Here is a 14,539-nt window from a genome sequence, read left to right as displayed (position 1 = left end):
ACTCCCAAAATGAGTCCAGTCGTCTGCTCTATTTCAGGGTTAGGAGAAGGACTTATTCCTCTATCTTAAAAATCAATACATAGAGTGGCTGTGCATCGCCGGATTGGTCTTCCATAAGATAGTAGAACAGTTGGTCATCTTTCCTTACGGCAGTGCCAAATTTGAATTTTTTATCGCCTTGATAGTGATATTCTTCTTTCCAATCATTGCTACCTGCTGGGGTGCTTCTGATGACTGGTCGCCCCTCTTCCAGCCCCAGATTAATGACCTGTTCCCCAAAGCTAAATAAGCTCCCTCCATCGAAATCTATTATTTCATGCTCAAAGTCCTGCCCATTTGCCGCTTTATAATAATGCACATAGGTATCATCCACCCTATTGATGAAATGAGCTGCCTTGCTGTCAGTGACCGTCCAGGAAGGTGAGGTGCTTATGGTTTTGCCTAAACCCAGATCCAGCGGCTCACCGATTTTAATACTATTGGGATTCTGCAGAGGCATTGCTATCTCCTCCCCTTTTGCACTGTACCAGTGGAGCTTTCCATCCACCAGCTTGGAGTAGGCATAATACAATCCCGTATTATAGACATAGCGGTCGCTGGTCGTATAATCACTGTAACGGATAGAAAAACCAGCCTGAAGCTGTCCTGAGAGGAACTTAAACCCTCCATAGATACTATAATTATCCGAAGGACTGCCTTGATTACCCTCGTTAAAAATCACCCTTCTGCTCCATGCCTCCCCGTCATAATAGGCAAGGCAATGATTGCCATTTCCTGAACCTCCCACTCTCCAATTCAAAAAAAGTAGCCCATCGGGTCCTCGAAATAAATTCGGGTAGGTAAAGCGCTCATAATTTTCCTCCTCATTCAACTGATGCAACTTCTCTGAGAAAATGGCTATATCCCACTTTTCATCGGGAACGATTGCCCCGCCTTTTTGAGACACCTTATAGTTGAAATAATGCGTGGGAAAGTCCTTTTTGGAGTAGGCATGCATATCATATACGAGGTGCACCGTATGATCAATAGGGCTGATCCCCACCGCAATGGTATTATGAGAGTCTCCCTTCGTGGAATCCCCGCGGTACCCAATATGTACATCCGGAAAAGCAATGGTCTTCCATGAGCCACCAGAGATTTTTCTCCGGGAGAGCATCATCCTTCTTTGGTCCATTCCCCCCTGGTACCAGGTCAAATAAATATAATCTCCCACCACGTCCATACACGATCCATGTGGACTTATCCGCTGGCCAAATTGGTAATCAATGCCTTTTTCTCCATCGAAGAAAAGCCCCTCATCAGAAACTTTGGATTCGTCTATAAGGCGCGTTTGTGCTTCTGCTTTCCAGCCCAAAAGCAGGATGCTCAGGAAAAGGATTACTTTACTATTGTCAATAATCATCTACTTATTTTCATTCGTTAAACATGATTCCTCCCACCATCATAGGCTTCATCTACCACTCTAATCTTCGACAGGAGCTCCACCTTGAGGCGGACACCCTTAAATGATTTCGTTTTTAGGAAGAAATTCTGGGACTTAGGCTAGGATCGATTTGATATAATAAAATACAGTGGAAGCCTGAGCTTCCACTGTATTTCCCTGGTGATTACCAATTGGGATTTTGTCCCAAATTGGGATTTTCGGAAGTAGCACTGATCGGCAGAGGCCATAGGTAGTGCTTGCTTTCATCAAAAATAGAAGGATAAAAAGGAGTACCTTTCCGCACGTCGATATAAGGGATGCCATTGACCTCGGTCACCTGCACGAGGCCTCCTGGTACGGGATATCTTACCTGGGCGGCGGCATCCCAGCGGATACCCAGATCAGGAGCTTCCAGCTTCTTGCCCTGCTTCCATCTTCTCAAATCATGGTAACGGTGTCCCTCGATGAATAGCTCCACTCTACGCTCCCGTCTGATCTCCACCAGAAGAGGTGAGATCCCATCCTCTGCATAGCGCGGGTCGATGGGCGGGTTCATCCCTAAATGAGGCATGGCCACCCTGTCTCTGAGCAGGTTTATGCTAATATCCAGATCCCCTTGGGAGATCGTCCCTAGCTCTGCTTTAGCTTCCGCAAAATTCAATAATACCTCCCCCAGTCGAAGGCAAGCCGGAGAGGCGATATGCTGATTTCTGGGGCGCTGCTCATCCTCGGCATTCCAGTACTTCACCACATGAAATCCAGTGTTGGATTTATTTCTACCACCATTTTGACCAGTGATGCGGGGGTAGGTATTTATGGTGTCATTGGCATAATTTAGTCGTTTTGCGTCGGCAGGATTCAGCACACACTGTCCCAGACGCGGGTCTCTATTCACAAAGGTGGTCTCTATCGTCTCATCTCCTTGGTACAGTGGTGATAGGGAGATGGGCAGGCCATCCTCGCATAATACATCATCTACAAAACTCTTAGTGGCGCCGCCGTTATAATTAAAGAATAACCTGGAAGCAAAATGACCATTAAAGGGAGCCTCATACTTCCTCCAATAGATCGCCTCGGGATTTCCTTCCTGTGTGGTGGATGACAGCGAATACCTGTAATCATTTAAGGGGTCGCCAGTAGAATAAAGAGAAAATCCACCCTTCTCCATTAGTTCCTGGGAGGCTTTTACGGATTCGGACAACCAGAACTCGGCGTCTGAGCCTCCATGGTATTTTCTCCAAGTCCCTTCAAAGAGGCATATTCGGGATTTTACAGCCAGCGCTCCCCACTTATCCAGCCTTCCAGGATTCTCACCCGTCCCCCAATCTTCAGGAAGGGTCGCTATGGCATAATCAAGGTCTTCCAGCACCTTATCCATCACAAACTCCCGGTCGTCTCGTTCGCCATAAAGCTCCTCAGAGTCAATATTAAGCACCTTATCGATCCACTGCACATCCCCAAACCTGGACACCTTATCGGCATAAAACCATCCTCTAAACAAGCGGGCCTCGCCCTTATATCGATTTTTGATCTCTTCCTGGATTTCTGCTCGATCATAATTTTCCAAACCGAAATTCACCGATCGCACCAGATCCCAGCCCTTATATCCTTGGAGTCGTGGATTGTTCTCTACCACATGATAGCCCGTTCTCACCTTCACGAAATCTATTGTTCTTTCCACCGTCGGGGCGAGATTATCACTAAATTCATCATCCCACCATATTCCACCGCTATAGCGTACCCCGGAAATACTCAAGCCACGCAAGATCGGGTAATTCTCATCCGTCATCACCTTATCATAAAAGCCATTATTATAGTTTTTCAGATCATTCTCAGATTTCCAGTAGGTCTCACTGCTGATTTCATCCAAAGGATATCTTTCCAAAAACTCATCCTGACAGCCCCATTGCATGACGCAGGTCAAAAGGATAATTAAGTATATTTTGATATTAAATTTCATGACTAGTTGGATTAAAGATTAATATTTAGCCCTACGGTATAACTTCTGAAGAGTGGATAATCAATGGAATTATCGAAGATATATTCCGGGTCGAGCGGTTTTCTGATAGTGGAATATTCCCAGATATTTTGAGCACCCACATAGATACTCGCTCCCTTTAGCCCTACTCTACTCAGCAGGGTCATCGGTAAGGAATAGCTGATATTTATGTTTTTCAGCCTGACATAGCTGGCATTCTGAAGGAAACGCGTCTGAGGAGTGAAGTTCTTATTGCTAAACTGCATCTCCGGAAAATAGGCATCCCTATTCCCCTCCGTCCATGAATCCTCTATCCATGACTTATCACCGTTATAGGACCTCCACGGGAAAAACCAGGTCCAATTGCCTGTGGAAGGATAATAATCCCGCTTGCCCACACCCTGAAAGAACAGGGAAAGAGAGAAATTCTTATAGTTAAGCCCCGTATTCAAACCAAAAGAATAGCGAGGGGTATTATTTCCGATGATGCTTCTATCTCCAGAATCTTCCAAGGTGTTATTTCCTTGGGAGATAATGCCATCCCCATTCACATCCCTAAATTCGATATCCCCCACTTGCCAGTTGTCCCCAAGACGGGTTTGGTCGGGAAGATTGGTAAGCTGCTCCTCGTCCTGAATGATGCCTACGGTCTCATAGCCCCAGATCTCACCAATCTGCTGCCCTATATAGTATTCATTAAGAGCACCGGTGGGGTTTTCATATTTGGTGATTTCACTCGTCCAGTCAGACAAATTAAAATCTATATTATAGCTAAATCCACTCGGAAGATGGTCTCTCCACTGTACCCTTACTTCCCAGCCGGTCGTCTTGAGATCCGCGGCGTTCTCCTGAGGAGCGCTGGTCCCCAGGATATCCGGATATTCCTTTCTCATCAGCATCTCCTTGGTTTCCCGAGTATAGATGTCAAATGAGGAGGTTAGTTTCCCACTAAAAAAACCTAAATCCACTCCAAAGTTCTTGGTGACCACCTTCTCCCAAGTAAGGGAAGGACTTACGATGCCCGGCATATTGATGAATGGCGTAGGGCCAGAGCTCATCACATAGCGGGTAAAACCACTATTCATCGATGGGATATAAGGGTAAAAATTATTCCCCAGCATTTGATTTCCTAAAGATCCATAGGAGGCGCGCACTTTAAAATTGTCCATCACCTCCTGAGCAAAATTCATCCATGGCTCATTGATCAGCCTCCATCCCACAGAGAAGGAAGGGAAAAATCCATAGCGGTCTTCTTCCGGAAAACGAGAGGTTCCATCATATCTGCCATTGGTCTCAAAGAGGTATTTTTCCTTATAGATATAATTAAGACGGTAAAAAGCTCCTCTTAAAGCGGCTTGAGTTTTTCCTCCTCCCACTTCCTGTAATCCACTTGTGGCACTGATATCAATGATACTTGGAGAGATGAAGGTGGATGATCTGCCAATGAGACTCATATTATAATCCCACTCCTGATTATATCCCATCATCCCTTTAAAATAATGATCGGTACCCTCGTCATAGAGATATTCTACAAATGAATTCCACACATAATACTGATTATAAGCACTTTCGGTGGTGATTTTATCCTCCCCTTCTATTAGCACCGGATTGTTTTGGGACAGGTCTAAGCTTAGAGTTTCATAGTGAGGTCGGGCATTCTCTATGGTTCTATTGAAGAAATTATATGAAAAGCTACTAGTCAGTGTCCATCTTTTAGATGGATTGATGGTCAGGCCAGTTTTTAGCCAAACATCCGAATTGGATTCCTTGCGTCTTCCGCCATTTTCCAATTGAGGCAGGATCAGGAAGGGATTGTCCCAGTACATACCTTCATATTGCTCATATCCCTCGATAAATGGCACCTCAAAAGGCCTGATGGGCTCCGTCCGGATGACATCATTGATATTGGCAGCGGAGGACTTGTCTGACTTTTGCATATTAGTAGTCACCTGCTGGTCAATGGTCAGCCAGTCGAGCACCTTAAAGTCCCCTTTGAGCAATACATTATATCTCTTAAAATTATCATTCCCGGCATGGTTGATATACCCATCATTATTGAATATACCCACGGAGGTATAATAGTTGGCCTTGTCGCTGGCTCCAGAAATGCTCAGGTCATATTTTTGGCGCGGAGAGGTGGATGCCATCAAGCTATTCGCCATATCGTTATAGCCATAATTCTCAAATTGCCCATCCACCACAGCATAAGGTGAATTATTATCGGGATCATCCCAATATACCTTAAGCCTATCCATGTATTCCAGGTTATAATATGGCGATTGGCCATCCTTTGCGCTTAATTGGTTTCTCAATTCAGCATATTCGTAACCATTATCGATGGGATCCACCTTGAAAATAGGCTGATTCCAGCTCAGCTGCGTGCCTATCCGTACATCTATTCCCTTTTTCCCTCTCTTGGTCTCTATCAAAATCACCCCAAAAGCCGCTCTAGCTCCATATATCGCCGAAGCTGCACCATCCTTGAGCACGGTGACACTTTTGATATCATCTGGGTTGATCCGATTAATATCCATAGGTACATTGTCCACCAGTATAAGCGGCGAGCCCCCATTGATCGATTCGAAACCCCGGATATTAAACTGGGGGCTCTGCGTGGGATCACCATTTGTCACCGTCACATTTAGGTTTGGAATCACCCCTTGCAGACCTTCACCGACATTGGCAATAGGTCGATTTTCGAGACGCTCACTGTTTACCACATCCACCGCTCCCGTAAGGTTCACCTTCTTCTGCGTACCAAAACCCACGACGACCACCTCTTCCATGGACTTGATGTCGGGCTCCATTACGATCTCCAGAAAACCATTAGAATTGACGCTTACCTCTTGCTTGATATACCCCAGTAAACTGAAGGTTAATACATTTTCTCCCGAAGGAATGGACAATTCAAATTCCCCATTGATCCCGGTCACGGTGCCACTGCCGGTGCCCTGTAGAATCACCGCCACTCCGGGCAGTTCACTTTGGCTATCTTCCTCCACCACCTTTCCCTTGAGGGTCAGGTCTTGAGCCAGGGAGCAGAAGGTGCTCCCCAAAAATAAGGACATGAAAAGCCCCAATAATTTGTAAAATTTTTTGGTCATCTTATGTTGGGTTAGATTGTTAATAAAAAACTTAGGCAAAGAAAAATATTCGTCCCTTCGACTAAATTTTATTATCAATAAATCTATCAAGCCCCAATAGAAAAAAAATCCGTAGAAATGGTAATTTCGTACTAACCCCCCTAAAACCCATTTTAAAGCCGTTTTTCTATTCCTTCTCATGCCCATCTGCCTACTTTTTCATCAATAGACTTCCTGAAAGGATTAAGAAACTTAGCCAAGGCATCAATAGTGGACTATGGATTCATGAGAGTTAATACCCTAAAAAATCAGCACCGAGCTTCCATGACTAAGAAAAAAAATGAATGAAACCGGCATTCTATCCGCCTCCAGTTTTCTCGGTCATAGGTATCAAAATCATCTTTTTTTCAGCGACCTTATTTGTCATTACTGAGCGACCGATGCTCAGCTCTTAGCTTAAGTTTTTCATTCATTTCTATAAAGCCATTCTTCGTGTTTTTGTCCAGGCTACTAGAAAATAGACGTACCAATATCCCCGAAAACCTCTCCGATTGCTCAAAGGTGCTGCTGCCATCACCGTTATCTATTACGTGGAATTTATGTTCACCATCAAACAAGCCCTTCATTCCCAAATGTCCTAGCCATATAAAAGATTTGTTTGGGATCAGCTCCATAATTTGAGGCTTAAAGTTCATGCCCATAAGGGCAACTTTCAGCTTGGCGCCCAGGGTCAGTTTTCCAGAGATGCTGCGGATAAAAGGGTTCCATTCGGGATAGGCGTTGAAGTCTATCAGGATGTCCCAGATCACTTTCGGGCTAGTTTCAATGCGGATAGAGGTACTGATTTGTTTTTTCATATCATAATAAGTAGGCCCCAAAGGTCGATGAAAAATCAGTAGAAACTCTTGATATATATCAAGAACTCTTTTTGCTCCTTATCCTACTGAAAGTCTCTGGCGACATCCCCAGCATAGAGGCTAGGTACTGCAAAGGCACCTGATTAAAAAGCTCTTTGTTTTGCTCAAAAAGCTGCTGATAGCGGTCCTCAGCATTGAGCGAAAGGTGCTTAAATACTCGATCTTCCAAAGTCACGAAACAAGCCGCAATAAATCGCTTTTCCATCTCTGCCCAGTTTGGCACCAGATTATTCAGCAATTTATAGTTCTCCTTATGGATGGTATATAAGGTGCAGTCACTGATCGCCTGCATCTCCCAACGCGCCTTTTGCTGAAAAATAAAGCTATTGAGATCGGTAATAAAATAGCCCTTGGTGGAGATCCATTGGGTCACCTCCTTCTGCTCCGTATGCGCAAAAACCCGGATAAATCCCTCCTTCACAAAGCTCAATTTGTCACAATGCTGCCCGGATTGTATATAGAAATCCCCCTTTGGAAGGTGCTCCTCAATGAATAAGGCCGAAACCTGGTTCATATCCTCCCTCGTAATCCCGAAATAATTACCTATATATTCCTGCAATTCCGTCAATTCCCTACTGTATTTATGCGCCTAAAACCCCTTGTTTTGCTCTATTTTTTCTTATTATCCTGCATATCCATGCCTAAAACCTTCCTATGAAAGCCTCTCCGCCAAATTCATCACTATCTAATCTCCGCATTTTTCAACCTCAAAACAAACATAAACAGCCTCTATAATTCTTATGGAGGCTGTTTATGGATATATCAAGTTTTATCTACCGAGCTTTAAGGCGCTAAGGTCTTCCACAAAGGTCGGATTTAGGTTCAAGGGACTTTGTGAAGGGACAGCTGAGTCGGAAGTCCATCCACGCAGCTGAGTTCCACAAGAGTTTGCCCCTCCCGATGGGCTATCGAAAGCACCTCGCCACCTTCATCCAAGCTCCAATTCCCCGCCAGCCTAATGGTCAGAAGGCTTGGCCGACTATAATTATCAAAGCCGTTTTTCTTTTTACTATTCACCGGAAAATTCAGATCTGGATTTACTGCGCTTAGGCTAATCCTGTTGGGAGAATGCTCCTTTATCATAAGCAGTGAAGGGGCAGACACTCCTTCCAAAAGTCCCATTCCCTGCCATTGGTCCGCCTCAAAAACTACGTAAGCGGTGCTATTTTCGGTTAGATCTCGGGCAATATGTGCGAGCGTATCAGCCTGCAGCACCTCAAAATCCCGCTCACCACTAATATTATCCTTCCACTCTTCCTGCTGCGGCGGCGACAGGAAGGGGTAGATTACGTACTGGTAGGATGCAGACTTTGGGCGGTGGCCATGATGCAGCCAGGCGCTAGCAAAATCCCCCTTAGTTTCCTTGACTCCTTTTGCCTTCAGGGATGGATTTACCTCTCCTGATCGTACCGAATATTTATTATGATAAGAATTTTGCGTCTTCTTCTGGAAATGAATTTCTCCTCCGTCCAACACCTGATAGGCGCTTCCATAGGGATCGATAATCCAGCTAGTCGTGGTTCCCTCCAGCGGAAATTGCGGTTCCTTCTCCCCTTGCTCCCAGCGGATGAGGCTATGCCCTGACCCCAGCAGTGTTTGGAATAAATTGGTCTGTACAGGGTGGACGGCATCCACGCTTGTTATTCCGGTGCCGATGCAGAGGATTTTGTTTCCAAAGGAGAAAATAGATTTTTGGGCGGTCAATTTCCCTGGAAAGGAGATTTCATTTTCTGCGACCAGCCCATCGGCATTCTTCCCATGACTTTCATCAAGCACCATTCCGAACACCCCATTACCCTCCAGATAGCTGGCTCCGGCAAAGGTCTCCTCTGATAAGAACATCAATAAAGCTTCTTCAGGCTCCAACTCTTCCAATGGCGTATAGATGATGGTGGCCCCCGGATACCTGTTCCAGTCCCATCCTTCCTGCACATAGCCACTTCCTTCTTCCCCGCCTCGATTGAGCAGCTCTATGGTTCCATTGGCTGGATATTTCCCATATCGATTGCTGCGGGCATAGATTTCTGAGGACCAGACGTATTTGCTATAGCCCTTGATGATCGCTGCCCAGTCCTGATATCTCTGCACGGCCGTGGCTCCATAGGGAAAGGACTTATAAGCAGGCAGGCTGGCGGCTTTTATACCTTGTTCTTTTAGGCCTTCGGCAAAAGCATCTTTTGCTTCGCCCCAGAGATATACATACATCTCAGCGACCTCTTCATCTATGGCTCGATCGCCCGCAGGATTTCCCGCCTTCACCATTAGCTGGTAACCTGTATGAATTTTGGTGATCGTATTTCCTTCAAATGGATGCCTTCCGGCGTTCCCAAATCCCCAATCATACAGATGACTGTATTCAGCGGTGCTCAAAAAAGCCTTTTTGAAATTCGCATGCCCCTCAGCGCCCAGCCGATACTGAGTGCCTGAAAGATGGTAAAGCAGCCTTGGCACCTGCTGAAAGGCCCCGACGGCATAGGCCGGATAGTGGCCATTATGATGCCATGCTGTTCCGTCAGCCTTGAAGCCCCATTCTTTATCTTGCTGCGCAAGAATGACAGTTAAATACCTAGAAAATGAGTGCAATAAGGCCGCCGTAGTTTCTGGATTGGCCGTCAGGAATAGCTGCAATAGATGATTATAGGACTGGGTATTGAGGTAGTCAATATTGACATTAAACTGGTCCTCTTCCTCCAATATCATCCCCAGATTGGTGAGCCATTGCAGGCTTTCGCCGATTTCTTCTAATAATCCGGCCTCTCTCAGCGGTTCGCGCATCATATAAAATGCCTCGGTAAGCTCCCGTGTGGCATAGCCCACATGATGGCGGGTGCCACCAGAGCTGCCCTTCTGCCAGCCTTGGTCGAGATAGTATCGCGAGGCCATCACAAACATAGCCTTATATTCCTGAGCATGATTTCCTTCCCTAGCACTATCCAAAATATAAGCCTCCGCTAACTTCCTGATCTCCTTCCCAAATGCATGGATATTGGTATGGATTCTTGGTCCCTGCTGCAGGCTGTCATAATATACCTCCTCCACATTATAGGTCAGCGGCGGGCCAGCCACCGTTCCTGCTTTTTCATATAAGCCCAGCTGCTCAAAATCCTCCTTCACCTGATCATAGCCCTCCTGCACGTCTCTGGGGTATAGTTCCTCATTGATACGGCTTTGGATCAGGGCGATATCCTGGCTGGCGCTGTCCGTGAGAGCGTTGGGATCCAGCCTATCCAGAAGTTCCAGATTACTGATCAGGGGCATCCAATGATCTATGCTGTGGTCCTGATCTGCCTTGATGAAAGGCACCGTAAGGTCCGGATATGGAAATCGGTCATCCTGATATTGGGAGAAAATCATATCATCAAAATACAGCCTTCCAGCGTCCACCAAACTACTGATCTGCAATGCATCATAATCCACGGGCAGGGTTTTCTCAGGAATATCCCCTTCCATCTCATAAAAAGGAACCCTCAGGCTGCGCCATCCATAAAAATCTAAATTGATCGTAAACCACATCTTTTCGTTTCCCCCTTTCAGGAAAGTGATTTTCACCTCTCCCTGCTGCGGCTTTTCTTGATAGACGGAGAATATAAATGCCGGACTGCTGGGAAATAAGGCATTGTACACCAGATCCTCCGCATTATTTTCTAGAAAACTAAAGTTGGAGCTTTCAAAATACGCTCCTTTTCTGCTCCAGTCCCACTGCAAGGCAGATTGGCCAAACTGGCTATGTTGCTCACTGATCTGCAGCTCCGAGCTACCTTCGCCATGATAATACTCCAGAACACGCTCCCCCTCAAAAGACTCTAAATAAGGCGCATATTTCCCCTGAGCATACAGTTGGGCAAAGCTAAACCCTAAAAAAAACAGCATGAAACAGGCCTGCTTTATGCAGGTTTTAGGCATCTTATGGCTCAGCAATACTCTCATTAATTCCTTTACTTATTCGATTAGATTCACTTACTTTTTTCCGGTCAGGACCGAAAACTAATTCTAAATACCTTCCCTGTCAAGCTCAAATTCCTCTTCCTCAATCATCGACAAAATGCTATCTTGACAGTCTTAGGCTTTGCTAAGAGCGAGATACCGTTGCAGCCATGGGTCCTCCTTCTCCTCCAACTGCCGCAGCAGTCGCTCTCGGAGTTTTTCCCTTCGCGGCCCATCTTCCTCCAGAAGGTTGGTCTGTTGGAATGGATCATTAATATTATCATACATAAACTCCCTGATCTGCCCATCCATGCCCACCGCAATCACAAAGGTATTTTGGGAAGTTTTGATCCCTCGGTGTCCGGAGGCGGCATCACCTTGCTCGATATAATAGTAAATAGCAGAATCGGGTCCATCCTCCGAATTGCGAAGCAGGTATTCAGAAAGATCCCTGCCATCCAGGTTATCCGGTAAGCCAGTTTTGGCGCCCAGCAGATGAAGCATAGTGGGCATGACATCGGTAGCGCTGATAAATATATCGCTTCGTTGATTACCCTTGATCTTGTCAGGCCAGCGGATGATAAAGGGGATATTGATCGACTCATCAAACCATATATTCTTGGACATAAGTCCATGACTTCCCATCATCTCGCCATGGTCGGAGGTAATGACGACGATGGTATTATCAGCTAAGCCATTGGCCTCCAAAGCTTCCATCACCCTACCGATCTGCTCATCCACGCCGGTCACCATCGCAAAATACTCTCGGACATGCTTCTCCGCAGCCTCAACACCATCGCCTGTGGCACCCGGATGAAAATCCAGCTGCTGCTTTTCACTGCTGCTGCCAATATTTCCACGCAGCAGCAGCTCCTCAATTGGCTGGTCTGCATAGCGGCTTAGGTATTCCTCAGGCACCAGCGGATAGGGGGGATGCGGAGGATTCACTGACCAAAACATCGCAAAGGGCTTGTCAGGATCACGAATGCCCTGGCCCCTATTATTGATATAATCGATGATGACATCCGCCTCGTGGATTGGTGACCATTCTTCGACATAGTGAAGCTGCTCCTCAGGAGCCTCATTCACCCAATAGTGTGGCTTATGATGTTGATCGAAAGTCCCATAGCTGTACCAAAAACCAAAGCCATGCCGCTCTTCCATAGGCGTATAAGCATCCCAAATCACCGAATCAAGCCCAGGAATGGGGGCCGGTGAAGTCAGATGGAGCTTTCCCACATAGCCTGCATTATAGCCATTGGCCACCAGCACATCTGAGAAGCTCACATCTTCCTTTTGCCAGGAATTATTGAATGCGTATCGATTAGAGTTACAGTTGCTCAATACCGTATTATTATAGGGTAACTTACCGGTCATCAGCATCGCTCGGTAGGGGCTGCAAAGTGGATAATTGCTAATCGCATTATTCACCACCAAGCCTTCTCGGGCGATCTTATCCATATGAGGCGTGTGCACAGGGTCCTGATCATTGATCCCTACCGCCGCATTGCGGAATTGATCGGGAAAAATAAACAATAAATTAGGCGCTTTCTCCATGGGCTTTGCCACCTGTTTTTCAGCTTTGCCACAGGCAAAAAACAAGGGCGTACATAGGACTATAGCTATAATAATCCGAAAGCATAAACAGTATCTCGGCATCAGCATCTTATTTCATTTTCCGGAGACGATCCAGGGCTTCAATATAATAGTAATCTGCGTAAATCAGCGCCACATCGATCTCATGTCCCAGTGACTTGGCCCCAGTGGAGTGCAGTAGGAAAGAATCCGCCTTGCCCACACCCGAATAAGCATCCGAACTTAAAGATTCCAGCATCTGGATCGCTGCCTTATAATAGCGCTCGCTCAGGGCCTTATCCTCCACTTGGGTGGAGAGCTCCAGCATCCCCGAGGCCACGATAGCCGCCGCAGAAGCATCCCGCTCTTGCTCCTCTAGGTTTGGTGCGTCAAAATCCCATGGCGGCACCCTATCCTCTGGTAATAAAGTCAGGTATTTATCAGTGATTTTAATCGCAAAATCCAGAAATTTCTTATCGCCAGTTTCACGATAAACCATGCTATAGCCATAGATTCCCCAGGCCTGCCCCCTGGACCATCGGCTATCATCGCTATACCCTTGCTTGGTATGATGATGCATGACCTCACCACTGAGCGAGTCGTATTCTAGCACATGCCAGGAGGTATAGTCCTCCCTAAAGTGGTTTTTCATCGTGGTCTCTGCATGCCTTACGGCAATATCATAAAATCGGTGGTCCCCACCATTTTTAGCCGCCCAAAACAACAATTCGAGATTCAGCATATTATCAATAATCGTAATATGCTGCTTCCAGCGAGGGTGCATTTTGTTGGACCAGGATTTTATCGCGCCCACATTGGGATTGTAGCGCGAGGCCAGAGAGGCTGCCGAAGTCAATAAAATATCCTTATACTGCTTCTGATCCCCAATAATATATCCATTTCCATAAGCGGGAAACATCATAAACCCTATATCATGATGCTTGGTAATATATTGGAAATCCTCAAAAACCTCCGTGCGCTTAATCGCCTCCTCTTTCCAGCGGGTCTCCCCTGTGATATCATACATATACCAGAGTATGCCAGGATAAAAACCCGAGGTCCATATCAGCTCATTATTTGTGACTTCCTTCCACTCCCGCTCATCGGTCTCGATGAGCCTCGGATGCTTGCTCAGATCCGTGAGCTTACTGACCATTATTTCCAGCTGACCTTCGCAGGCTTCTACCGCCGCTTCCAAGTCAAAATCTTCTTGTACCTCCACTACTTTTTCATCCTCTTTTTCTTCCGTGGAAGCCGACTCGCAGCCTAGCGCCAAAAAGAATATAGATGCCATAATCGCTGGCATCAGCCTCCCAAATATTCTTGATTGATCTATCATTATTTCTGTTACAAATTTCAACTTACGTTTACGTTTTTCCTCCTCTAATTAGAAGCCGACTATAAAATGCCACTCCCGATTTCACTATCACTTTTGGGCATAGCTCCCCCATCTCCTCCAGCATTGTTGGAGAAGACAGGGGCTATCAGCCCCGATAAGCCATTGTTTCATTACAGGTTCAATGTACTAGCGGTATTGCTGGCTTTATTATAGAAACTATACTATATGACCTATTCGGTTCAGTCTGTGGATAAGCTATACTTTATGCTGCTTTGTATGATTTATATTGCCCATGTTTTG

8 protein-coding genes are annotated in these 14,539 nt (G+C 46.0%); all 8 read right to left on the bottom strand.

All coding sequences use genetic code 11. From position 1 onward, the window contains the following. Positions 1-52: 52 nt before the first annotated feature. Positions 53-1,402: a BNR-4 repeat-containing protein gene (locus B050_RS0108195; RefSeq protein ID WP_044201980.1), complete on the bottom strand. Its 1,350-nt coding sequence runs from the start codon at positions 1,400-1,402 to the stop codon at positions 53-55. Between the two features lie 205 nt (positions 1,403-1,607). Beyond that, the gene (locus tag B050_RS0108185; protein ID WP_018473424.1) at positions 1,608-3,383 is read right to left on the bottom strand and encodes a RagB/SusD family nutrient uptake outer membrane protein; all 1,776 of its coding nucleotides are present in this window, start codon (positions 3,381-3,383) and stop codon (positions 1,608-1,610) included. An 11-nt stretch (positions 3,384-3,394) separates the two neighbouring features. Beyond that, positions 3,395-6,505 carry a SusC/RagA family TonB-linked outer membrane protein gene (locus B050_RS0108180; RefSeq protein ID WP_018473423.1) on the bottom strand — a complete coding sequence of 1,037 codons (3,111 nt, stop codon included), beginning with the start codon at positions 6,503-6,505 and terminating at the stop codon, positions 3,395-3,397. A gap of 395 nt (positions 6,506-6,900) precedes the next feature. Further along, positions 6,901-7,341 carry an SRPBCC domain-containing protein gene (locus B050_RS0108175; RefSeq protein ID WP_018473422.1) on the bottom strand — a complete coding sequence of 147 codons (441 nt, stop codon included), beginning with the start codon at positions 7,339-7,341 and terminating at the stop codon, positions 6,901-6,903. 58 nt (positions 7,342-7,399) lie between these two features. Then, complete coding sequence (locus B050_RS0108170; protein WP_157492612.1) at positions 7,400-7,915, bottom strand: Crp/Fnr family transcriptional regulator; 516 nt, start codon at positions 7,913-7,915, stop codon at positions 7,400-7,402. A gap of 308 nt (positions 7,916-8,223) precedes the next feature. Continuing rightward, positions 8,224-11,271 (bottom strand): chondroitinase family polysaccharide lyase, encoded by a 3,048-nt coding sequence (locus B050_RS0108165; RefSeq protein WP_169336248.1) that lies wholly within the window; start codon positions 11,269-11,271, stop codon positions 8,224-8,226. 189 nt (positions 11,272-11,460) lie between these two features. Next, a complete protein-coding gene (locus B050_RS22145) occupies positions 11,461-12,882 on the bottom strand; it encodes a sulfatase family protein (RefSeq protein WP_157492610.1) in 1,422 nt (473 codons plus the stop codon). Between the two features lie 109 nt (positions 12,883-12,991). After that, the gene (locus tag B050_RS0108155) at positions 12,992-14,260 is read right to left on the bottom strand and encodes a glycoside hydrolase family protein (RefSeq protein ID WP_205744970.1); all 1,269 of its coding nucleotides are present in this window, start codon (positions 14,258-14,260) and stop codon (positions 12,992-12,994) included. Positions 14,261-14,539: the final 279 nt, after the last annotated feature.

The organism is Echinicola pacifica DSM 19836 (assembly GCF_000373245.1).
Taxonomy (GTDB): domain Bacteria; phylum Bacteroidota; class Bacteroidia; order Cytophagales; family Cyclobacteriaceae; genus Echinicola; species Echinicola pacifica.
This window is presented reverse-complemented; position numbering and strand designations above follow the sequence as displayed.